Consider the following 22,869-nt stretch of genomic DNA (forward strand, 5'->3'; position numbering starts at 1 on the left):
AAGAATGGCTCACTTCTGACAGATTTCCTTCATTATCCCTTACCGTTGTCGTTAGAATGGCTCACTTCTGGCAGACTTTTAATACTATTCCAGCAAACTAGAACCATCCCCTTGTTTCTAATAATCAATATCATGGAGTGTTTCTCTTAATAAACGAAAATAGCTTAGCAAAAAACAGAATAGTATAGGATGAAAAACATATGATGATAAAGAAATGCATCCTATTTCCCCTAACCACCTTAATCAAGTATTCTCTAACTAAAGGAGCTGTCAAAGTGAGTAAAGGAACCACTTGGGAAGAAAAGAATCGATTTCGGAAGCTTGTAGGTTTGCACGAACTAAAAATCGTAAAATACCAATACAAAAGAAGAAATCGGCTCGAATATGTATATTATGACGAAAAAACAGAGGAACAATATAAATACTGTCCTAGATGTGGGTATTTCAACCCGCTTTCATTTTTCCATTTTAGAAAAGACGTCGGATATCAAAAATATTGTAAATTACATCAAAAACTATATAACAGCTACACCAACGCAAAGTATCGCGTTTCTAAAATAAATACAGGCGAATTGTTTTATAGTAAACAAAAGCTTCCTTTTGAAATTGATTTAGACTTTGTGGAATGGCTATACGACCAACAAGACGGACGCTGCTTCTATACGAACCTTCCATTTCATCTTGATGGCGGTGACTTCGCCGTATCCCTGGATAGAATTAATAATGATGAAAGAGGGTATACCCTTTCGAACACCGTTTTGTGTTCTCTATGGTTCAACAAATTTAAGTCTAATTCTGATAGTAAGTTACTGTATGAAAAGATTCGTTCTGAAATAAAAGAATTGGATAAAAAACGAAAAGAAAGCGATAACATAAAGTACATAGGATATATGCACGCAAAAGAAGTGGTCGTACCAAGGTTAATGGCTGGAAACCATATAAATTTTGAAAATTTATATCTAGCAGAGCGTTCATTGAACTAGCAAAAAAAACGGCAGCTTTCCATTAACCGGAATCCACTGCCGTTCTTTTTTTATCGTGATTAACTTGCTTTTGTATCAGAAGTCAGCATGCCAATTTTCCCACGCTGTTTTTTATCCTTCTCTTTAGGTAAACCTTGATTTGGTGACTTAATCATCATTCCGATTAATACGGATACGATACTTAAAATAGCAATTAATTTAAAGGTAGGAATGAAGCCGCCTAATGCGGAGGCAATAAAGGAAGCAGAAATTGCTCCAATTCCAAAGCCCTGATAGATGATTCCATAGTTTTTGCTTTGATTTTTCAATCCAAAGAAATCAGCTACAATAGCAGGGAATATCGTAATATTTCCACCAAAGCAAAAGGCAATCGCAGCCACACAGGCAAAGAATAAACCATAAGTTAATTCCACAAAGCTTAGTACAGTTACGGCTGCGGCTGTTACTAGAAGTGCACCAGATACAACTCGTAAACGACCCATTTTATCAGACAATGCTCCGAGAATGATCCGGCCGCTTGTATTAAAGATAGCAACGAGTGCTACTGCGTTACTAGCTGTTGCCACATCAAGTCCGACCATTTTCACGCCAATATCCTTCACGATTCCTATTAAGAATAACCCGCTCATACAAGCTGTAAAGAAGATGACAAATAGTAGATAGGCTTCTTTCGTTTTGAGCATTTCTTTTACAGTATAATCCTTTTGACTGCTGCCCTTTAGAACAGTCTGTTGTTGATCCATTTTTGCTTCACGTACTAGGAATGAGCCACCAACTACCAATAGCAGCACAATCATTCCCCAGTATAGAAACGCATGTGTTACCCCAACTGTTTGGATTAATGATCCGTTAATATATTTAAATAGCAAACTACCTGTACCATACGCACCAACGGAAATTCCTGAGATAAGCCCTTTCTTCTCTGGAAACCACTTAATCAGATTGGATAAGGAGGTTATGTAGGCAGTACCATCTGCTGCCCCAACGACAACCCCTGCTAAAGCATATAGCATCCACATAGAATTAATTTGTGAGCTAAAAATCAGTCCTGCTCCTAAAATGATTCCGGCAATCCCGATTAAACGGCGAAGTCCTAGTTTATCCTGAAGCTTTCCTGCCACTAACGTAGATAATGCCAGTGCTAAACTTGTGATTGAGAATGTAAAAGCAACTGAATTTAATTTCCAGTGAAAAAGATCCACTAAAGGCTGGTTGAAAAGGCTCCAGGTATAGATGGAACCCAAACCGATTTGAACAATAATTGTACCCATAACGATCAGCCAACGGCGTTCATTTGTTGATTTCATGATCATTTCTCCTCTTTTCTTCTGTATTGGAAGGTCACGTATACGTTTTCTTTTGTTTACATGACGATCATACCACTGAAAAAAGGAAAGAAATCGTTTCCAGAATGAGATGACGAATATTCGGAATGAATGACAGTTAAAGATGCATTATCTGCTTGAACGCTTTCACCTTGCTTCTGCTAACAGGAACCTCGACGGTTAACCCATTTAACCTCAGCATATAGGTTTGATTAAACCACGGAACAATTTCCCTAATTTTTGTCAAATTAACCGTATAGGAACGATGGCAGCGGAAAAATAAATCCTCCGGAAGCTGCGCATGAAATTCCGATATACTCATCGGCATCGTGTATTCCTCCTTGTGGGTATACACCAATGTCACTTTTTCGTTGGCCACGGCATAATAGACGTCATTAACATCCGTCACAATGATCTTATCATTTTTCTTTAAATTAATCCGATTAGTGGATTTCGGCTGTCCTGCTTCCCCTTCAGCCTTCGAATGAACGTTAGGTGTAAGAGTCTGATTCGTAGGCAATACTGCTTCTTCCCGGCTTCGATTAAAGTCTGCCTCCAGCCTGCTTAGCATCCCGGCAATCCGCTTCTCATCATATGGCTTTAATATATAGTCAAAAGCCTCAAGCTCAAAGGCCTTGGCAGCATGCTCTTTATAGGCAGTCGTAAAGACAATATAGGGCTTTTTATTAAATTTACTGATGGTGCTGGCTAATAGAATCCCATCAAGCGATGGTATATTGATATCCAGAAAAATCACATCGGTTTGCTGTTCCTGTAAAAATTTCAGCACATCTAATCCATCATCAAAGGAATTAGTAATCTCAATTTTGCTGTATGTTTCAATTAAGTATTCCAGTTCCTCACGAGCTGGAATTTCATCTTCTACAATAATCGCTCTCATCATTTCACCTTTTTCCTATCATGGCTGTAAAAGTTACCAGTTGAAAAACGCCTGCGGGGTGTATGGTCCAGCGCCCCACCAGCATCTTAAAGGCTGAACAATCTAACACAAACAGTTGAAGCCTCAACACTATTATTTACTAGATGTAATATCAAAATAGACTTCAGTTCCAGGGTTTAGACGACGGATTACAAGCCCTTTTCCATAGATTAGTTTGACACGCTGGTAGACATTGTATAAGCCAATTTTATTAGCTGGAACATTATCCTGCTGCATTTGCTGAATGACTTCTTCCTTTATACCGGGACCCGTGTCCTTGACGCTAATCCTTATTTTATCTTCAAGTTCCTTGACTGTAATCGTTACGACACCCGGACCCTTTGTTTGTAAGATACCATGTTTAATTGCATTCTCCACTAATGGCTGAATCAGTAAGCTTGGCAGTTGAAGGTGGACATCATCAATATCATATTCCACCATTAATCGGTCGCCAAAGCGTACCTTCTCTATTGCTACATAATCACGGACCTGTGCTAGTTCCTTATGAATATCGATTAATTCGTCGGTTACCTCCAGGTTATACCTCAGATAACCGGAAAGGTTGATAATCAATTCCCGTGCTTTTTCCGGGTTCCTTCTTGTCGTGGAAGCAATCGCATTTAAGGCATTGAATAGAAAATGCGGATTAATCTTTGTTTGAAGGGCCTTCAGCTCCGCTTTATTGGCCTCCTCCCGAATCTGTTCAATCCGCGAAACCTCCATTAATGTCGAAATAATTTGCGAAAGCCCAATGGCCATTGTCTGAAGGGAGAAGGTCATTTTATTGGCCTTACGATAATAGATTTTTAATGTTCCTGAAATCACTTGGTGCTCCTCAAAGGGCACAATGAGAAGGGAATGAATTTGTGGTGTCTTTTCATCCTCCACATGGTTCCGGATGACAAATTCCCCGCTGCGAATGGCCTCTTTGGTAAAATCACTAATAATTTCTTGTCCAATTTTATATCTTTCCTCGCCAAAGCCTACATAAGCGAGGACATTATGAGTATCTGTTATGGCTACTGCATCTGCCTTTATATCCTCTTTAATAATAGAACAGATGGTTCTCAGCGATTCGGCATTAATAGAACGAAAGTACGGTAGCGTTTTATTCGCAATATCCAGCGCCAGCTTCGCATGTCTGGCCGCAATCCTTTCCTTTTCTCCTTCCACGCTCATGACTAAAAGCACAATCAGACCAATATTCACTTCCCCAATAATCATTGGAAGAGCAATCTTGGAAACAATATCTAAGCCGAGCTCAAAGGGATCGGCCATCGCCAAAATCAGCAGCATGGTCAATACTTCCACGAGCATTCCCGCGATGATTCCGTAGATCCAGCGCAAGGATCTTTTCACTCTTCTATTAATATAACCTGAGGTAATACCGGCGATGATACTGGTAATCAGGCATGGAACGGAGGTAATCCCGCCAATATCAATTAAATATCGGTGCACGCCGGAAACAATCCCGGTAATTACTCCGACCCACGGTCCAAAGAGAATTCCTCCAGAGACAATGGCAATGATTCGAACATTGACAAGGGAGCCTTCGACATTAATACCAGAATAGGTGCCAAAAATAGCAAACAGGCAAAACACGAGTATAATAATGAGACGCTCAACGGGTGAATGCTTTTCTTTTTGAAGGGATTCCTTAAATCGCGGGATTCGAATCATAAAGAAAAGGCTGATTAATAGTAAAGCAGCCCGTTCAAATAAATGGATAAGCATTTCTAATGATGTATTCATTTGTCTTCCTCTCTAACCAAGCTTGAAGTGAATTTCTTTATCATGCATGCAGCCGCAAGACAGCAATACTTCTAAAAAAACTACGAAACAGAATTATTATATCAGTTTCACCTACATTTTCATCCACACTCCAAAGTGCACAAAATTTCTCTATGAACAATCAAAACAAAAAACCTTCCATGAAGGAAGATTTTTATTTTAAATGGGGATAACCCTGCTGGCGTAAAGCCTCGTACACTAATATAGCTGCAGTGTTCGAAAGGTTCAGCGAACGAACATGCTCATTCATGGGTATTCGAAAAAAGTGATCTTTATTATTTTCTAGTAAATCCTTTGGGATACCCGTTGATTCTCTTCCAAACATAAAATAATGCTCTTTTGACTCATCACTGAAATCAAAGCCTGAATGTGTTTTTTCACCGAATGTCTCTATATAGTAAAATTCACCTTGATTCTTAGAAAAAAACTCCTCCAACGAGTCATAATACGTTAGGTTTACAGAATCCCAGTAATCAATACCTGCTCGTTCAATCATTTCTTTATCTGTTGAAAAGCCAAGCGGACGGATTAAATGCAGGGCTGTATCCGTTGCAGCACAAGTAAGTGCAATATTGATTGTATTAGCCGGAATTTCTGGTTGATATAGTACTACATGTATTGCCAAGAATGGTCACCTCTATCTTTATTTTCCCATTCAAATTATAGCATAAGGATTGCGGAGATATGTAAAAGCATAGGATTGGTTTTACTATTTCTATTGATTACGACTCATTTCTTTCAACATTTCATTTATTTTCTTTTCCGGGCGTATAGTAATAGGGATCATTTTCATGATTTGTAATTTCGTTATCATCTATAGATATAGTTCCATTTTCTAAAAAAGTAGCTAACATAATATCCCCTACATGTTTACCTGCTTTTTCTACCTCGCTTAGTAACCATTTTTGTTCCAGCTGTAGGTATTTTAAATTATGATCAATAATTTGACCATCCATGATTAGCGGAATAGGAAGATATGCTTTTTTCACCTTCAAATGTAAATCGTTCACTTGAACTGGTCTGTATTCCGACTTCGGAATCACACTAATACCTCCTGTTTCCTCCATCGTTGCCATCGCTATATGCTGGGTATATGTATACCCTTTTACCCTTAGATGTGACAATAATTCATGCATTGGCATACGTACCTTTTTCAAGCCTTCTCTATCGATATCACCATTTCGAATCAACACGGTTGGGCGTTCATACAGGATCCATCTTAATTTATTATGTAAGGATAAACGAATGAAAGCTTTATAAAAAATAACGATGAGGACAGCATAGTTTAAGGCCTTTCCTACACTTTCAACTTCAAGGGGTGAACTAATAATATTTGTAAGGACAAAGATATACAATAAATCAAAAGTATCCATTTGAGAAACGGCTTTTTTCCCAGTCACTCTTAAAAACAAATATCCTGCCATGAAAATAATAATTGCATGATAAAAGATTTCCAAATTAGCATCTCCCCTATATCACTACATATAAAGAAAAGATAAGTACTATCTTGTTTTTTAAACTTGCCACAATTCACCCCTTTAGTTAATACGTCTTGATTAATACCTCACTATTTTCCCTTGATTTTCCTAAATTATGATAGTGATATAAGATATTCCATTTTCACTACAATCTCTAATTATTTTATCTGAACAAATGACACTCACATTCTTTTCAGAGAATGATTTACTATTTTTCAACATATCTTTTACAAGGTTGTCCTATTTACCTATGTATCAAATTTTTCAATTGGGGTGATATGATGAAACGAGTAAGCAAAGATTCATTTGTACAGGGATTCGTACCAGATCATAATCATGGTTCTGTAGATTATACGGGTGTAGCAGATGGTCATGTTCATCAATGTTTAGATGTGACCTCTCCACCCATTCAAACTCATGATGGAAGTCATATTCATTATACGGAAGGTTATGTTATGTATGAAGATGGACATTTCCATTATTATAAAGCCTATTCAGGCCCTGCCATTGTAGTTGGAAATGGAATGCATGTGCACTACTATGACTTTTATACGTCAGAAAACCATGGACATAAGCATCACGTAAAAGGTGTTGACCAACCAGCTCCAGGTAATAAATAGATAACCTTACATGATGGTTGCCCATAGTGATGAGAGTATATAAAATGCACTCGTTTACTGAAAACAGATATGGACTGAGATCATTTTTTAATGATATTCATCAATGGCTTAAAGGCAGACAAAAATTTGTCTGCCTTTATTACATTATTCTTGTTTGACTCGGACAACCAATAGCATGATGAAGGAAAGTAGGACAATGGAAATCACCCACAGCCATGCCATTTGCATATTACCAGAATCAATTGCTATATAAATCGCTGTAGGAATGGTTTGGGTTTCTCCCGGAATGTTACCGGCGAACATTAAGGTAGCACCAAATTCACCCAATGCCCGTGCAAAGCTTAGGATACTTCCAGAAATAAGGGCCCTTGAAGCTAACGGAATCGAAATAAATAAGAAAATTCTCCATTCATTCGCTCCATCTATCCTCGCTGCATCTTCAATATCAGGGTCCACTCCTTGAAATCCTGATTTTGCGGACTGATACATAAGTGGAAAGGCTACAACAATTGAAGCAATAACGGCCGCCCACCAAGTAAAAATGATAGGCTGCTTAAAAAGCCATTCAATCGCCTTTCCAGCTAGGCTATTTCGTCCAAAGATGACAATCAGAAAAAACCCAACAACTGTTGGAGGAAGAACCATCGGAAGCATGAAAATCGTCTCCACCATCGCCTTCCCTTTAAAGGACTTTCTAGCTAATAATCGTCCTGACAGCGTTCCTAGCATAATAACAACCACACCAGCTATAGAAGCTATTTTTAACGATAGCCAAATGGGACTTAAGAATTCCTGCATAAAATCACGATTTAGCAGTAAATCCATATTCCTCAAATACCTTTACTGCTTCGTCACCTTGTAAATACTCGTAAAATTCTTTGGCTGCTTCGTATTGGTTAGAATCCTTGATAATCCCAACAGAATAAATAATAGGTGTGTGTGTGGCTGGGTCAGCGGTTGCAGCAATTTTTACTTTATCAGAAACCAATGCGTCTGTTTTGTACACAATTCCCGCATCAACATTGCCTGTTTCTACATATGACAAAACTTGACGGACATCCTTTGCAAAAACTGTTTTTGATTCTACAGCTTGCCAGATATCCATTTTTTCAAGGGACTCTTTTGCATATGTCCCTGCAGGCACCGTTTCAGGAGTTCCAATTGAAATGTTACCTACCTCTGCTTTTTTTAGAGCTTCGAATCCTTTAATCGTTTGATCCCCTTTAGGGACAACTAGTACGAGTTCATTTCCAAGAAGATCCGATCCGTCCTCTTTTGCAATGCTTCCTTCCTCTACCAGGAAATCGAACTTATCTTCTGCTGCTGAGAAAAATAGATCCACTGGCGCTCCTTGCGAAATTTGCTGCTGTAATGAACCAGAAGCGCCAAAGTTGAATTTCAGCGTTACTTCGGGATGTTCTTCTTGATAGCTTTGTTGAATCACATCCATTGCATCCTTCAAACTAGCAGCTGCTGAAATGGTTAATTCAACCTTTGCCTTACTATCAGATACTCTATTAGTCTGCTGCTTGTCTGACGGGTTATTAGAACACGCCACTGTCATCATTAGTAAAACTAACAGAATACTGACGGACTTAATCACTTTCTGCATGTATCCACCTCAAGCTTGAAAATCTCATTAATTATAACTATTTATATCTTATTATAACTACTTATCAAAATGAATGTTTTTCTTCTTTCTATCCTTCTAGATGAATGCGAAAGTTTGTTTTGCTATCAAAAAAATGCACTTTATTCATATCCACCGCTAGTTTGAAGACCTGTCCTTGTTTAACCTGTGAGCGTGTGTCGAGACGGACAATCAATGGCTGACCTGCAATTTGTGAGTGTAGAATATTTTCTGCACCTAGTAATTCAATAACGTCTATTTCCACTTCAATAATAGAAGCTGTTGAGGCTTCTACAAAGACATCTGCGTCATGAAGGTCCTCTGGGCGTATACCCATTATGATGTCTTTGTTCATATATCCCTGATTACGTAACTGCATCATTTTTCTTTCAGGAATTTGAATGAAGGCCTGTCCTATTTGAATTTTGCCATCTAGAAGCTTAGCATTAAAAAAGTTCATCGCTGGCGAGCCAATAAAGCTCCCAACAAAAATATTTTCAGGTTTTTCGTATACTTCCTTAGGCGCACCCACTTGTTGTACCACCCCGTTATTCATCACCACAAGGCGTGTTGCCATTGTCATTGCTTCTGTTTGGTCATGGGTCACATAAAGGACTGTCGGTTGTAAACGCTGATGCAGCTTCGTAATTTCCGTACGCATTTGAGCCCGAAGCTTTGCATCTAAGTTGGACAGCGGCTCATCCATTAAGAATAGTTTAGCATCTCGAACAATCGCACGCCCTAATGCTACACGCTGACGCTGCCCGCCAGAAAGAGCCCTTGGTTTACGTGCTAAACATCCTTCGAGATTTAATAGATGGGCAGTCTCTTTCACACGGCGATCTATTTCAGCCTTCGGAACGTGACGATTTCTCAAGCCGAATGCCATATTTTGATATACATTCATATGTGGGTAAAGAGCATAGTTTTGGAAAACAAAAGCAATATCACGGTCTTTTGGAGGAACATGATTCATAAGCTTGCCATCCATCAGAATATTTCCTTGTGAGAGCTCTTCAAGACCCGCTACTAGACGCAATATAGTTGATTTCCCACAGCCTGAAGGCCCTACCAACACAATAAATTCTTTATCCTGAATATCAAGAGTGAAATCTTTTACTGCCGTTATATCCTTATGGTAGGTTTTATATAGATGTTGTAGTTGTATTTCAGCCATAACGCCATCCTTTTAATAAGTGTTTTGTCCTGTGATTCAATAGCTTCTTCAAATACCTAAATCCTATCATTTATAACCAATTATAACTTATTATTATATAATCAATGATAGATTTTTCGGGAGTTAACTAAATGGTTAAGGCTCTCAATAGGAAGGGAATATGGCAGATTTAACAAAGTAAATAGCACAATTTCTTATAAATAGGTAACAATATCATTTCCTTTACTCTAAGTCATCATAACTTAATAGAAAAAAGGAGATGATTTTTTGAGTAAAAAAAAGGATAAGAATGTTTTCGATTATATTGTAATCGGGGCAGGAACAGCAGGGGGCATTGTTGCTAAAAAATTATCGGATGACCATCGTACGAGTGTACTTGTGCTTGAAGCAGGAACAAACATGACGGAACAGTTTAGTAACCCTAATGTTTTAGTTGCACTTGGAAATTCCACAGATAACAAATTTTCTTTCAATATCGCAACGAGAATTCAACAAAATATCGCACGTCAACTCATCACATCAAGCGGACGAGCCATTGGCGGGAGTTCTGAACATAATGCTATGTACGCTGTAAGGGGAAGCAGGGATCTATATGATACATGGGCAACTCTAGTTGGAAATCCTGCATGGAGCTACAAAAATGTTCGCTCATTATTTATTAAAAATGAAAACTATACAGGAATGACACAAAGCCCTGAAGAACGTGGGGATGAAGGGCCTATTTATGTAAGACAACAAAACATTCCAAATAAAGGATTAATCCAAACCTTAACACAAGCCACCTCGCAGGTTTTTAACATCCCAATTAAGGAAGATTATAATTCAGGGATAAGAGATGTCACATCTCTAGAAGGTCAATTTACTCAAAAAATGGAAAATAATAATCTAGTACGTTCTTCAACAGCAACTGGATATTTAAACGACGATGTAGTAACGCAAGGAAATGAATTTCAAGCTGACGAATTTGGAGTTGGCAAGAGAAAATTAATCATTTTAGCTAAAACGACAGTGAACAAAATCTTATTTCAACAGAAAAAAGGGGTTCAAATCGCTGTTGGTGTTGAATTTATAAAAGACGGAGTTTCACAAACCATGTTCGCACGGAAGGGTATTATTGTCTCTGCCGGCCAGTTTTCTTCCGTCATACTTCAACGATCAGGGATTGGAAAGACTGACGATTTAGTGAATGCTGGGATAACTACCTTAGTAGAAAGCCCTCAAGTAGGCTACAACTTCCAAACGCATTTTTATGTCGGTATGGGGGTCAGAGTGGAAACAAGCAGACTTACTCAGGTTTTGGATGCAGACCCTAATCAACCACTTACACTTAAAGCTTTTAAAAAGGTGGACAACCCTACAGGAGGAAGGCGCCTTCAATTATTAGGTGCGCCAGATACACTCTTTATACCTAGTCAGGTAGTGGCTATAAATGGTTGGAGATTTAATGAAGAAAATAAAAGTAATGTCATGAGTATTGGAATTGTAGATGTAAATCCAGGAAGCCGCGGCACCGTAATGGTTGCACATAGTGATCCAGAGGCGTATCCATCACTTGACTTAAACCCGCTGTCAAATCTAGATGACCTAAATTTCATGATTGATCGATATATTGAGGCGTACAAAATGATTGTCAGGGCTCGTAAGCTTGATAAAGAAGGTATCTATCAAGTAGTCTATCCTGATGAAAGTATATTTAAAATGGACGATGAGAATAAAAAACGTGCGATGTTAGCAGCTTTTGTTAGAGCTTCCTATTCTATTTTTACCCATTTCGGAGGACAATGTAAAATGGGAACGGACATCGGGAATGGGGTTGTAAATTCTTCTCTCGATGTCTTTGGAACCAAAAACTTGAAGGTAGCTGACCTTTCTATTGCACCTATTTTACCAGATGGTAATACTTCCTTAGCAGCACAAATGATAGGATTGAATGCAGTAAGGTTTATTCAAAATGATCCCCACCCTTATGTGGTTAACGACCATGAATTCGAGGATTTTGTTGAGGAAGAGTTAGACGAAAAGGATGAAAGTTCAGAGAGTTAAATGATTTCCTCTAAAAAACTAGTAAAACGCCGGAAGCACCGGCGTTTCATTTTTAATTAATCGAAACCTTTCATTGAATCTATCTTTTCTTCAACTGAAGCTTTGTACAAATGCCACCAACTCATTAAATCCCTAAGCCTAAAGAAAATAAAATTATCGCTAATATGGTTCCGAGGGCCGGCACAATAACGGTTAAGGCTCCAACTGGATTATAGGCATCTTGGTGGGATTCCCCGCAAATCGCTCTAACGGTTGTCACTACGTATCCGTTATGCGGCAGGGAATCCAATGCACCTGAAGATATCGAAACAACACGGTGCAAGGCTTCTGGATTGACACCCATATCCATATAGTGCGGTGCAAGCAGCGGCAAGGCAATAGCCTGACCTCCCGATGAAGATCCGGTCATTCCTGCAATCACGCTGACAGCAATAGCTCCCCCGATTAAGGGACTTCCCGGAATACTTGTCATGGCATTGACCGCCGTTTCAAATGCAGGTACTGCTTTTGCGACACCGCCAAACCCAACGACTGCAGCCGTATTACCGATTGCCACCAGCGCTCCCATCGTCCCTTCAGAAAGCGCTTCCCAGAAGGATTGAAAATAATTGCGGTTTAGGACATAGGTTGCAATGACACCGCCTAACAGAGCGATAATTAAGGCTGATTGCTGTAAAGAATCATGGAAAATAAACGAAATCACTAAAACGACAAGCAGTGGAATGAGGCTGACCAATGGATTTGGCAGCTTTCTATTTTCAAGCATAGGATCATTTTCTCTGGTAACGAACCGCTCTCCCTTGGCAACTGCCTTTGTAATCATTCGTTTTAACCACCAATAGCCAAAGATCATCATAAATACAGCAACAATTAAACTAACCTCCCACCCTGCATATGGAGTGGTACCTAAATATTCAATTGGAATCCAGTTTTGAATTTCTGGTGAACCGGCAGATGTCATCGTAAAGGTCACGGAGCCAAACGCCAGTGCTGCCGGAATAAATCGCCGTGGCAGGTCTGCTTGTTGAAATAAGCTTAAGGCCATTGGATAGACACAGAACGCCACAACAAACAGGCTGACGCCGCCATACGTTAAAACGGCACAAGCAATAACAATGGCTAACACCGCATGCTTCATGCCAAGCTTGCTCACAATCCACTGCGACACACTGCTCGCTGCCCCACTGTCCTCCATCACCTTTCCAAAAATAGCTCCCAGTAGGAACATAAGATACCATGAGGTCACAAACCCGGTAAATCCAGTCATATAATTACCAACAAAGTTTGCTTCCCCTTCTGCTGCTAATTGCGGAAATAATGGCATCCCGCTTAATACAGCAACAAATAAAGCACTCAGTGGACCCGCAATGAGAAGATTCATCCCTCTCATCGTTAAAACAATAAGGATTATGAGACCACCAATTAAACCAATCATGCTTAGCATTATGTTTTTCCTCCCCCCGGTTGTTAGAAATCGCTTACAGAGCTTACGGAACGAAAAAAGGATAAGCAGACCTCATTACTATTTATATAGATAAGCTAATTTTTTAGAATTAAATTCTTGGACATTAGGAGGAGTTCGAGCAAGTAAAATACAATGAAATGGAAGCTTCCATTTGAGGGAAAAGAGGATCATTTAGGTTCCTCCCACCCGAAAATAAATTGGTAATTCTTTAAAACTTCGTATGATGGTATTATGATCAATATAGTTTTATAGTGCTTGATATGTGAAACACCGAGTAGGTTATCCGGGGGTTGATAGAAACTTTCAGAGGAGAGGATGAATATGATTGTTGATTGCCATTTTCATATAGATGAAACGATGTTGACGCTCGAAAAAATGATAGAAGGCATGGACCAAAATTATGTAACAAAAACGGCCTTGATTGCGCCAATGAACGAGACGATGTTTGAAGTAGACAGCACCTTTCAATATTATGTACAAAATCTATTCCGCTCCCTAATCCTGCACGTCCCTCCTTTAGGTTTTCCTATTTATAATGGATTAGTTCGTGATGGCTTTTTTAACCTTTATGGCCAGTCTTATAAAATCTTTGCAAAACCAGACAATGATCTGGTAGCTGCGGCTATCCGCCGATATCCAGAACGTTTTTTAGGATGGGCAGCCGTGAATCCTACAATTCCTGAAACCGTGGAAGAACTCGAATACTATCTTAACCAAAAGGGATTTATTGGTGTTAAGGCACATCCATTTATGCATCAATATTCGATTAGGACACTTGATCCTGTTGCAGCGATGTGTGAAGCAAAAGGGATTCCCATGATGATTCATCTATCATCTGAAAAAAATTCCTTTAAATATTTGCCGGAGCACTACCCTAAACTGAAGGTCATTTATGCACATGCGGGACTCCCTTTTTGGAGAAAACTATGGAAATATGCAATAAATCAACCAAATGTATATGTTGACACCTCAAGCGATTATCTTACTCCATCAATAGTACAGAAGGCCGTGGAAGCGTTAGGCTATCGAAAAGTTCTTTATGGCTGTGATGGCCCCTATGGGATGAAACAATATAATCAATATGATTATGGAGAAAAGAGGAGATGGATTGATTCACTTCAAATTCCTGAACATCAAAAGGAAGGCATACTAGGAAAGAACTTTGGGGAATTGATTTCTATAATACAATAATTACCCTTCTAACTCTTTTTGAATTTGCATTTCTTCAATGTATCCATGGAGACGGTTCTGCCATTTCATTTTAAGGATTTTTTCAAGAAATGTAAAACCGTCCCTCTGTTTCCTAACGGTTGCCCTTTTTAAAGAAAGATCCTAAAATGATTAGTGTAATCGGAACCCCCATTGCTATCGATATAGCTACTTCCACCCAGATTGTTTCTAAAAATTCCATTGCTCTGTAGTGATCAAACACGATCCAACTTCCAAAACAACTTAAAATGAGGGCAACCGGAATAATCATGGGCCGGTAGTCTTTCAGCCCGAACACCTTTGAGGCAGCCGTCGAGGCACACAAAAAGCACATCATTATTTGAGTTAGAATCGATATGGCAAAAAAGGCAATCATAATCATTTCGTACCGATGAATAAAGTGTCCAATTTCAGCGCTTCTGGCCATTTGCATACAAGAAACAATATAGTGTGCGGTAACTTCCGCACTTAGCACACCAACCTCTAAAATTGGCCACATCACAATGACAACCCCACCAAACAAGACACCTACTGTACTAGATTTACCCCAATTTTTCAGGTTTTTTACATAAGGTAAAATAACCGCAACTGTCATGGTCGCCATTGCCCAATCTGCCGCGTGATGTCTACTAGCCCAAGCTGTATGGATGACACCGGATTGGAAGGTAGGGAGCAATTCACGGACATCAAACTGGAATAGGGATCCAAACATAAGCAGGATGTTCAATGCTAATACAGAAAACACACCGAATAGGGTCATTCTTCCAATCACTTCAACCCCATTGTAAGCCGCGTAGCAACCAACAATAAAGGCAATGATAATAAAGAGGAAAACAGGAGCCTCAGGCAAAAAATAATCCATTAGGTGATAGACGTAGGTTGTCATGATTGCCCCGTAGGCACATAGAAAAAAGAAAAATACAGTGAGACTAATAAATTTACTGAACCATTTACCTACTAACCTCAAGCTCTGATCCATTATATCGCCCGTTGGATAACGGCGCATCACCATGACGGTAAGCAACATCATCATCACACCTTCCAGTATAGCGATGATTGTCGATATCCACACATCACTTCCGACTTCCCTTGCCATTACTCCCTGTGTTAGTCCAATTGCTTTTGCATATACCGTATTGATAATAATCGCTATTAGCATCCCGGTTGAAATTTGAACTTTCATCAATACCCCTCGTTTTTCTTGCCAGATTGAGTAGGTTGATATAATAAAACTGAACTTTTAATTTGAACATCAGCCTCTACACTAATCTTTGCTTTAGTGAATTCATCTTCCCAATTTGGTACTATTTTTTTCCACTCGGCTGGAAAACGATTATTAAAGACTTTGCCCAACTCAAGAAAATCCACTTTATATTCCTTTTGAGCTAAATGAACGATCTTCTCGATTTTTCCCTTTAAGTTTTCTTCAATCTGTGTCTCCAGTTCTTTCACTTGTTGTCGATCCTTAAGAGAAAAAGGACAGCCTGCCTCTACTACTTGGACAGAAGATTTAAGTTTAACATCAAAGCCAACCTGGTTGTCTTTATAGGTTGGTGTGGCATCAAATTTTTGATATCTTAACTCCACAGTCATAAACTTATCAGGATTGGACGGACACTGTGCCGCAACTGCACCAGATTTAACGTTTTCAAGGAAAAATAGCAGTCCCTTTGTATCTTCTGGGCCAATCGTTCCTATGAGCTTGTCATTCTTAAAGACACCTGTTCCAACCAATTCAATTTGTTTAATATTTGCCTTTGCAGTTGGTTTCTTATTTGAAATGCCATGCTCCTCTAACGATAACCTAGCTAAGACTGGATGAGTACTGTCACTTAAGTAGGCAGATTGCAGGTCAATCATTTCTGTTTTGGGAGCTGCCATAGTAATGGAACTATATTGGAAAAGATCCTTGATCGCTTGCCCAGGAACAACCTCCAGGCCGGTAATCGTAGACACCAGCTTACTGGCAGGATCAGGTGTAACAACTACCAATGTTCGCATTCTAAGCTGATGGTTTCTGGTGAAAAAATCGAGAATATCCGCAATTCCTTCTTTTGCTAAATCCTCATTTATGACAATAACGAAATTGTGGGCCCAATAAATCCGGCGGGAGGAGTGCTTACCAAGATGGCGAATGGCTGTGAAAATAGAATCACCTGTTGCGGTTGATGACCATATTGGTTCACCTGTTTGACCAGATGGTGCTCCTGTCTGCCCCCGTGCATCAGCAGGACGAGCAACTTGTGCAGTAACCTGTATCGTCCCTTCCTCTTTTCCTTTGTCAAGGCCAACAGCCATAACCAGCCCTAAATCATTAATCTCTGTTTTACCAGCACAACCTGACGTAAGAATCACCATAAACGCAAACATAAGAACGGCCTTCCATCGAAAAATCATCATTCATTCTCCCGCCTCATCATTGTTTACCCTTTTTTGCTTGTTTCGAGTCAGGACTTTTCTCAGGGGGTTTTGGCTCTAAATTGTTTATTGCGCGATCTTCTGTTCCTTCAGCTAGATACGGCTGCTTATCCATTTTCCACCAAGGGAACCTTAGAATAATGTCCTTTTGATCTGACGGTTGAAAAGGTGCAGCTGGTGCAAGATAAGGTTCACCAAACGAGCGAATCGAAAGAGCGTGAATGGCAATAAGGGCAAATACTGCTGAGAAACCCATTAAACCTAATGTTCCAGAAGCAATTAATAACGGAAAGCGAATTAATCTAATGGAAATGGATGCTGAATAATTGGGTATAGCAAAGGAGGCAATTCCGGTAAGCGCTATGATGATAACCATAAATGGTGACACGACTCCAGCCTGAACGGCAGCCTGCCCAATTACAAGGGATCCAACAATGCTAACCGCTTGACCAACCGGTTTAGGCATCCGAAGCCCTGCTTCCCTCATTAGTTCAAAGGCTATTTCCATAATTAAAGCTTCCACAAGAACCGGGAATGGGACAACTTCCCTTCCAGAAGCTATTGTAAGAGCCAATTCGGTAGGAATCATCTCTTGATGAAAACTAACGAGCATAATATAAATAGAAGGCAAAGTAAGGCTAATGATAAAGGCAAGATACCGAACAATACGGAAGAAGGATCCAGCCATGAATCCGGAATAATAATCATCACTCGCTTGAATAAATTCCCAAAAGTAAGTTGGTACGATCAATACGAATGGTGTATTATCAACAAATATGGCAATTCGTCCTTCTAGGATACCCGCAGCTACCTTATCAGGCCTCTCTGTATTTTGGATCGTTGTAAACGGAGACCAAGGGCTGTCCCGGATTAATTCTTCTATGTACCCACTTTCAAGAACAGCATCTATTTTAATTTGTTCAAGACGTTTTTTGACTTCTTTAACCAGCCCTTCTTTCACTGTACCTTCCAAATAAACGATATTAATATCCGTTTTGCTTTTCTTTCCAATCTGCATACCTTCAATGCGAAGTTGTGGATCTCGGATTCTTCTTCGGACAAGCGCAGTATTCGTTCGAATACTTTCTGTAAAACCATCTCGAGGGCCTCGGACGACTTGTTCCGTTTGCGGTTCAGTAACTGACCTTGTATCCCAGCCTCTGGTGGTAATAAGAAATGCCTGCCTACTACCACTTAACAATACAACTGTATCCCCCATCAAAATGCCATTAATTCCTTTTTCAAAGTTATCGATAATCATAACCGATGCATTAATAAGGAGGTTCTTTTTAATAGTTTCAGCCATCCCGCCTTCCGAGTTTAAAATTTCATCCCCTTTGTATAACGACAATGATTTGATGATTTCTTCAACCTGCTGGGTGTTAGCAAGCCCATCGGTATAAAAGCATACACCTGGTATGCTTTTATTTTCATGAAAAAAAAAGTCGCGTTTTAACACATCTATATCATTTGCAAATACGCTTTCTATCGTCTTCATATTCGTTACAATATCACGAGTAAATGGTTGTTTTAGTTTTTCTTGCAAGGATGACATGTGCAGGCCCCTTTGCTGAAAAAAGTTTCTCCTTCCTTTTATTAACAAAGTATAAATGGTTTATTCAGTAGGGATTATGGTTTTTTAATTTCTTATATTAAGGGTTTGTATTGACCATAATTGGTAATTATGAAATCAGAAGCTTCAAGTAGGGGGAAATCTATTTTATGGATCTTTATCATTCTTGGATTTATGTATATGTATTAAATGCGAAGTGGTTTGTTTGGTCAACGGTTGTAATTGTTCTAGCCTTCAATTTCCTAGCACCGATGATTATTTGGATGGTTATGACCAGAAGAGGGTTTTCAATTAAATTAATAAAGAAGAAACCATGAATGAATGCGAGAGAAATCCTTCAAATTAGATATTTTAAGATCGATTCATAAATTCAAATGAAAATGCAAAAAGTCCTTTCATTTTACAGAAGGACTTTAATTATAATTTATAATTGATTCTTTTTCCTTATTAATTCATCTCTATCCGATGCCATTGGGGGCTGTTCCAACCATCCATTTTTAATCATAATATTAGCCCCATCTTCAGCATACAACTGAACTTCTAATGATAGCCTGTTATACATGGCACTAATATCACCTCTAGGACTTTGGCTAACAGCTGTACCGTAATACCCTACACTCAAGGTAATCAAACCAGATGTATAGAATATCATAAGTTTATCAGAAAATGTATAGGCTGTACTATTTGTTATTTCTGAATCCCATCCCATAGGTGCAGGGAGTTTACTTTCCTCTAACTTACTTCTAAATAATTTAATGTGTTTATTGCCAATTTCTAATCCTTTTATAAAGAATTGTTTTACATCCTTATCTTGTGCAACCTGACTAAATCCAGTGAGTGCCGCGACTCCCAATGCGTTTCTTTGGAGATTGGCAAATAAATTGTCTACTTCAGCGGCTGTTAATGGTCTTTTCTCTCCAAACACATCTAACATAAACCATTGCTTTTTCACAAACTCAACCTTCTCTATATTAGGTAAGCTGGGAGACCTGATAAATAATCCTTTAGACAATAATAAATCCGTTGATTTTTTATATAATTGCATGGTTTCGTCTAGGCAATCCATATAATAGTTCCTTATGTCCTCTCTTACAGATGCTGATACGCTGCCAGCATATGATGTGAGGCCAATCTTGGCCATTTGGTTGATGAAATTAAGGACAAAACTGTCAGAATAAAGTCGAGGAGCAGATAAGTCTACATCTTCTTTTATACTAAAACCATATGGAACTACATTTTTTTCCTCTTTTAAAATAGCTGTAATTTTTTCAATATGTGATTTGGATAACTCTAAAGCAAATTGAATAATTGGCTTAATTTCTTCATCCTCAGCTTTTTCTAAAAAAAACGAAAGAACACATATGCTGGAGCTATCATTTAGATATTGAATCCAAAGCTGCGCCATTTCACCTGCAGTTAGCCTGATTTGCTGTCCTTTTTCCTCCATAAGTAACCTCCAAAAGATATAACCTAAAAATACCTTACCCAAAAATTACCTAAAGTATTAATGGTTTTTGGAACAAGAAAGGACTAGTGACTACAAGTTATGATTTCACCAAATATTTTGGCTTTATCTGTAAACAATACTTGTTATGAATCTATAACAAGTTGGAGGAAGCGAAAATGGTGAAACACAAAAGAAAGCTGATTGTAAGTTTGACTATGGTATTTGGGATAGTATTTGCTCCAAGTGAATCCCTGTTAAAGGCGACTGCAAAGGAAAACAGTACTACCATCAACTATACGATCAGAAAAGATGATACCTTCTACTTTTTAAGTAAAAGATTTAATAGTTCTGTTCAGAATATCTCTTCAATAAATCCACAGCTGGATCCACTTAATTTACAAATAGGAAGCAAGATTAAGGTTCCTGTCGGTTCAGGGATAAGGATTCATCCTGTAAAAAAGGGCGATACCCTGTGGAAAATTGCTAATGCCTATAATAGCACGGTGTATACGATAGCTGAGAAAAATTATATCGTGAATCCGGACCTAATCTATCGGGGAGACAAATTAGCCATAACCTCGTCACCTGGGAATGACACGGAGTATCCAATAAAAAGTAATGTTCCACAAAAAATAATTAATGCCATTATTTCTGACTTAAATCAATCTGAGTTAAATAAATACGGGACACTCAACGCACGATATGAAAACGGCTGGATTAAAATAGACAACATCCTATTCAACTTAGCTGTTCATGAATGGTCCATGTCCATCGTGAATAGCATTTTAGAGAAATACAACGTCAAACAGATTGACTATACCGTGGAGAATGTTCAATATGAGCATCCGCAAGCAACACTCCACTGGGGAACAGTATGTATCAAGGTTGCAAAAAAAACCAAAGCGAATGCTGGTTATGCTGTCTACCCAGCGGATGCGAGACTTGATCGAATTGCACGCCAGGTTAACAATCTGTTACAAGCAAACAACGCAGGTTCTGTTCGATCGTTATCCTATTCGCACGGCTTTTCTTGTGCGACGTGTGAGAATGTGAACTTTAACTTTGACCCAGCAACAACGAAAGATACTGAGCGCTTTCTCGCAGCTGGCGGGGATCAGAAAATCTTTGAAATTGTGAACAAACACTTAAGCACCACCCATCCCAACACACACTGGGGTGCTGAAACCACTCGCTGGGGCGGAACACCTAATTTCTCAACAAGCTGGTTAATGATTTATACGGAACAGGATTAGAGACCTTGAAATAAAGTCTTTTTCTAAAATCGTTTACCCAATAATTATTATTAGTATCTAATTAATAAATTTCTTTCATTAGTCATCGATGTTTCATCCTAACTAAACAGGCAGGGCATGATTCAATTGTCTATCGAATCATGCCCTGTTTTTAAACAATGGCGCGGCCTCGTATCTTGAAATTATACTTTTAGGGTTAGCTTGAGTGGCTTATGCCCCCATGCACTGATAGTGTCATGTCTTACTACACTCCAAGCATCATCAACCGGTCTGCCATCCCAACCATACTCGACCTCGATTCCAGATGGTGTCATCGCATAGAAGGAAATCATATGATCATTGCTATGTTTTCCAAGTGATAGAGTAATAGCATCCTCTTTGTCAAGACGATCGTAAGCATGCCCCACATCATCCAGTGATTTCACTTCAAACATGAAATGCTGAATCCGCTTTGGCATCGGCATACTGGCAAGTGCAAGCGTATGATGACGTCCGTTACAATGTAAGAAGTAGATAGGAATAACCATCGGGCCAACAATCATCTCAATAACGTCGGATAACTTAAAGCCTAACATTTCCGTATAGAATGACATTGCCTCCTGTATATCTGGAACATTGCGCACAATATGTCCCAGCCCTTGTTCACTAGTAAGGAAACCCGACACTCCTGCCGGTGACACAAACGGTTTATTGAAGGCTTCGGTCGCACCGTAGTAGATTTCCAGCGGCTGACCATGTGGATCTGTTAATGAAATGATATCAAGTACGCCGCGTTGTTTTGCTAATCCACTATCACCTGTCCTAACTTCAATTCCTTTATGGATCAGCTTCTCCGTCAGCTGTTCTAAGCTTTGAGCATTGGCTACTTCAAACCCAATATAAGAGACATCATCTTCTTCGCCATAATCAACGGCAATTCTCCATGCTCTAGAATCTAAGCGAAATAGGGCCGTTTCATTATTGCTTTCCACTTCTTGCAACCCCAGCCCACTTGTCAATAATTGACTCCAAGCAGGTACGTCTTTTACTGAAAAACCTAAATAACCTAATTGTTTAATAGTCATTTTGATCATCCTTTCTTTTGTCCTATATTCACATTCTATCTATCCTATTTTTTATGCATATCCTATTCCGCCATGTATCCTTCATCAAAAGCAACATAAACGTCTTCCCCTTTAACGCGAGCCGGATATTTTTTCAGCGGCTGGTTAGGTGGTAATGATTTGACCTTGCCTGTATGCAAACAAAATTTCCCCATATGCAAGGAGCATACAACCTGGTTACCTTCCAAGTACCCAATTTCCGATAATGACCAGAGCCCATGAGAGCAAAGGTCCTGTGTTACAAATACATTTCCATCCCTTTTAAAGATGGCTGCAATAGTCTCTCCATTCTTCACCTTTAAACCTTTGTTTTCTGGTATATCCTGTAACGTACATACTTTTGTAAAAGCCATTTCCTTTTCACCCTTTGATACTTTATCGATTAATTATTGTATAAGGCTAAAAATTTTAGCT

At 39.1% G+C, this 22,869-nt stretch carries 21 protein-coding genes; 6 read left to right on the plus strand and 15 right to left on the minus strand.

The genetic code is table 11. From position 1 onward, the window contains the following. The first annotated feature begins 275 nt into the window (after positions 1-275). Positions 276-983 carry a hypothetical protein gene (locus ACHUFV_RS10665; RefSeq protein WP_394233884.1) on the plus strand — a complete coding sequence of 236 codons (708 nt, stop codon included), beginning with the start codon at positions 276-278 and terminating at the stop codon, positions 981-983. 59 nt (positions 984-1,042) lie between these two features. Here the strand turns inward: ACHUFV_RS10665 and ACHUFV_RS10670 are convergent, their stop codons facing one another. The 5 genes from ACHUFV_RS10670 to ACHUFV_RS10690 all read right to left on the minus strand — a co-directional run bounded on the left by ACHUFV_RS10670 (position 1,043) and on the right by ACHUFV_RS10690 (position 6,496). Then, the gene (locus ACHUFV_RS10670) at positions 1,043-2,290 is read right to left on the minus strand and encodes an L-lactate MFS transporter (RefSeq protein WP_394233885.1); all 1,248 of its coding nucleotides are present in this window, start codon (positions 2,288-2,290) and stop codon (positions 1,043-1,045) included. A 136-nt stretch (positions 2,291-2,426) separates the two neighbouring features. Beyond that, positions 2,427-3,209, minus strand: coding sequence for a LytR/AlgR family response regulator transcription factor (locus tag ACHUFV_RS10675; protein ID WP_394234457.1), 783 nt, complete (start codon positions 3,207-3,209; stop codon positions 2,427-2,429). 132 nt (positions 3,210-3,341) lie between these two features. Then, positions 3,342-5,000, minus strand: a complete 1,659-nt coding sequence (locus ACHUFV_RS10680) for a LytS/YhcK type 5TM receptor domain-containing protein (RefSeq protein WP_394233887.1) — start codon at positions 4,998-5,000, stop codon at positions 3,342-3,344. A 193-nt stretch (positions 5,001-5,193) separates the two neighbouring features. Continuing rightward, positions 5,194-5,664 (minus strand): tRNA (cytidine(34)-2'-O)-methyltransferase, encoded by a 471-nt coding sequence (locus tag ACHUFV_RS10685; protein ID WP_394233888.1) that lies wholly within the window; start codon positions 5,662-5,664, stop codon positions 5,194-5,196. Between the two features lie 121 nt (positions 5,665-5,785). Beyond that, on the minus strand, positions 5,786-6,496 hold the full coding sequence (locus ACHUFV_RS10690; protein WP_394233890.1) for a DUF421 domain-containing protein: 711 nt from the start codon (positions 6,494-6,496) through the stop codon (positions 5,786-5,788). Between the two features lie 302 nt (positions 6,497-6,798). On the opposite strand from ACHUFV_RS10690, the gene ACHUFV_RS10695 reads away from it, so the two are divergent. Further along, complete coding sequence (locus tag ACHUFV_RS10695; protein WP_394233892.1) at positions 6,799-7,137, plus strand: YmaF family protein; 339 nt, start codon at positions 6,799-6,801, stop codon at positions 7,135-7,137. A gap of 144 nt (positions 7,138-7,281) precedes the next feature. Here the strand turns inward: ACHUFV_RS10695 and modB are convergent, their stop codons facing one another. From modB to ACHUFV_RS10710, 3 genes are all read right to left on the minus strand, one after another. Beyond that, on the minus strand, positions 7,282-7,962 hold the full coding sequence (gene modB / locus ACHUFV_RS10700; protein WP_394233894.1) for a molybdate ABC transporter permease subunit: 681 nt from the start codon (positions 7,960-7,962) through the stop codon (positions 7,282-7,284). Beyond that, positions 7,940-8,749, minus strand: a complete 810-nt coding sequence (modA, locus tag ACHUFV_RS10705; protein ID WP_394233896.1) for a molybdate ABC transporter substrate-binding protein — start codon at positions 8,747-8,749, stop codon at positions 7,940-7,942. The genes modB and modA overlap by 23 nt, the downstream gene beginning before the upstream one ends. A gap of 88 nt (positions 8,750-8,837) precedes the next feature. Further along, positions 8,838-9,944: an ABC transporter ATP-binding protein gene (locus ACHUFV_RS10710; protein WP_394233898.1), complete on the minus strand. Its 1,107-nt coding sequence runs from the start codon at positions 9,942-9,944 to the stop codon at positions 8,838-8,840. Between the two features lie 267 nt (positions 9,945-10,211). On the opposite strand from ACHUFV_RS10710, the gene ACHUFV_RS10715 reads away from it, so the two are divergent. Beyond that, positions 10,212-11,987, plus strand: coding sequence for a GMC family oxidoreductase (locus tag ACHUFV_RS10715; protein WP_394233900.1), 1,776 nt, complete (start codon positions 10,212-10,214; stop codon positions 11,985-11,987). Between the two features lie 124 nt (positions 11,988-12,111). On the opposite strand, the gene ACHUFV_RS10720 is transcribed toward ACHUFV_RS10715, so the two are convergent. Beyond that, on the minus strand, positions 12,112-13,431 hold the full coding sequence (locus ACHUFV_RS10720; RefSeq protein ID WP_394233902.1) for a GntP family permease: 1,320 nt from the start codon (positions 13,429-13,431) through the stop codon (positions 12,112-12,114). 342 nt (positions 13,432-13,773) lie between these two features. Here ACHUFV_RS10720 and ACHUFV_RS10725 point away from each other — a divergent pair, with 342 nt between their 5' ends. Continuing rightward, positions 13,774-14,643, plus strand: a complete 870-nt coding sequence (locus ACHUFV_RS10725) for an amidohydrolase family protein (RefSeq protein ID WP_394233904.1) — start codon at positions 13,774-13,776, stop codon at positions 14,641-14,643. Between the two features lie 112 nt (positions 14,644-14,755). On the opposite strand, the gene ACHUFV_RS10730 is transcribed toward ACHUFV_RS10725, so the two are convergent. From ACHUFV_RS10730 to ACHUFV_RS10740, 3 genes are read right to left on the minus strand one after another with little or no spacing between them, the layout of a single operon-like run. After that, positions 14,756-15,844, minus strand: a complete 1,089-nt coding sequence (locus ACHUFV_RS10730; RefSeq protein ID WP_394233905.1) for a GerAB/ArcD/ProY family transporter — start codon at positions 15,842-15,844, stop codon at positions 14,756-14,758. After that, complete coding sequence (locus tag ACHUFV_RS10735) at positions 15,844-17,058, minus strand: Ger(x)C family spore germination protein (protein ID WP_394233907.1); 1,215 nt, start codon at positions 17,056-17,058, stop codon at positions 15,844-15,846. Before ACHUFV_RS10735 ends, ACHUFV_RS10730 begins: the two co-directional genes overlap by 1 nt. A gap of 19 nt (positions 17,059-17,077) precedes the next feature. Next, a complete protein-coding gene (locus tag ACHUFV_RS10740; protein WP_394233909.1) occupies positions 17,078-18,634 on the minus strand; it encodes a spore germination protein in 1,557 nt (518 codons plus the stop codon). 167 nt (positions 18,635-18,801) lie between these two features. Between ACHUFV_RS10740 and ACHUFV_RS10745 the strand changes: the two genes are divergently transcribed. Then, on the plus strand, positions 18,802-18,969 hold the full coding sequence (locus tag ACHUFV_RS10745; RefSeq protein ID WP_394233911.1) for a hypothetical protein: 168 nt from the start codon (positions 18,802-18,804) through the stop codon (positions 18,967-18,969). Between the two features lie 107 nt (positions 18,970-19,076). On the opposite strand, the gene ACHUFV_RS10750 is transcribed toward ACHUFV_RS10745, so the two are convergent. Continuing rightward, complete coding sequence (locus ACHUFV_RS10750) at positions 19,077-20,099, minus strand: DUF3231 family protein (protein WP_394233913.1); 1,023 nt, start codon at positions 20,097-20,099, stop codon at positions 19,077-19,079. Between the two features lie 176 nt (positions 20,100-20,275). On the opposite strand from ACHUFV_RS10750, the gene ACHUFV_RS10755 reads away from it, so the two are divergent. After that, the gene (locus ACHUFV_RS10755; protein ID WP_394233915.1) at positions 20,276-21,352 is read left to right on the plus strand and encodes a LysM peptidoglycan-binding domain-containing protein; all 1,077 of its coding nucleotides are present in this window, start codon (positions 20,276-20,278) and stop codon (positions 21,350-21,352) included. Between the two features lie 182 nt (positions 21,353-21,534). Here the strand turns inward: ACHUFV_RS10755 and bphC are convergent, their stop codons facing one another. Together bphC and ACHUFV_RS10765 are read right to left on the minus strand one after the other, a co-directional pair. Beyond that, on the minus strand, positions 21,535-22,416 hold the full coding sequence (gene bphC / locus ACHUFV_RS10760) for a biphenyl-2,3-diol 1,2-dioxygenase (protein ID WP_394233916.1): 882 nt from the start codon (positions 22,414-22,416) through the stop codon (positions 21,535-21,537). 62 nt (positions 22,417-22,478) lie between these two features. Further along, a complete protein-coding gene (locus ACHUFV_RS10765; RefSeq protein WP_394233918.1) occupies positions 22,479-22,808 on the minus strand; it encodes a non-heme iron oxygenase ferredoxin subunit in 330 nt (109 codons plus the stop codon). Between the last annotated feature and the right edge of the window lie 61 nt (positions 22,809-22,869).

It is taken from the genome of Niallia oryzisoli (genome assembly GCF_043641075.1).
GTDB lineage: Bacteria > Bacillota > Bacilli > Bacillales > Cytobacillaceae > Bacillus_BD > Bacillus_BD oryzisoli_A.